Origin of the sequence: Leucobacter soli (assembly GCF_042659205.1) — a bacterium.
Taxonomy (GTDB): Bacteria; Actinomycetota; Actinomycetes; order Actinomycetales; family Microbacteriaceae; genus Leucobacter; species Leucobacter soli.
Window position 1 is genome coordinate 1 of record NZ_JBHSRW010000460.1, and the last position, 725, is coordinate 725.

The 725-nt window shown below is 71.6% G+C and carries 1 protein-coding gene; it reads left to right on the forward strand.

Annotated elements, in window-relative coordinates:
* A partial coding sequence (locus ACFPZL_RS13935) for a lipopolysaccharide biosynthesis protein (RefSeq protein ID WP_382336000.1) occupies nucleotides 1-725 on the forward strand: 725 nt, incomplete at both ends.

Consider the following 725-nt stretch of genomic DNA (forward strand, 5'->3'; position numbering starts at 1 on the left):
CGGCCGTTCGCCTCCCCAGGTGGCGGGACCTCGCGGGAGCTGCGCCGACGCATCGCGGCGTTCAGCGCGCCGCGGACCCTCTCGGCGGGCATCGAGCAGTCGCTCGTCTGGCTCGACGTGCTGATCGTGGGCCTGATCGCCGGCCCTGCGGCGGCGGGCGTCTACGGCGTGGTCTCCCGGCTGGTGCAGTCGGGCACGATCCCGTCGACCTCGATGCGGATCGTCGTCGCGCCCCTCTTCTCGAAGATGCTGCACCAGGATCGGCGGGAGGAGCTGGACGAGCTCTACACCCGTACCGCGCAGTGGATCGTGCTCTTCAGCACACCGATCTACGTGGTGCTGGCGATCCTCGGCGAGCCGATCCTCCGCATCTTCGGCGACGGCTTCGCGACGGGGGCGCTCGCGCTGGCCGTCATGTGCATCGGAGCCGTCGTGTCGGCCTGCACGGGGAACGTGCAGGCACTGCTGCTGATGAGCGGACGGAGCGGCTGGGCGGCGATCAACAAGGTCGTGGTCCTCGCCGTCATCGTCGGGCTGCTGCTGCTGCTGGTGCCGCCGTACGGGATCCTGGGAGCGGCGATCGCCTCCACCGTCGCGGTGAGCCTGGACGCGATCCTCGCGTCGATCCAGATCCGCATCGGCGTCGGCCTGCGCTCCAACCTCGCGGCCGTGCTCCTCGCGGTGCTCGTCGCCGGCGCCGCAGCGGCCGTGCCGGCCTTCGCGGC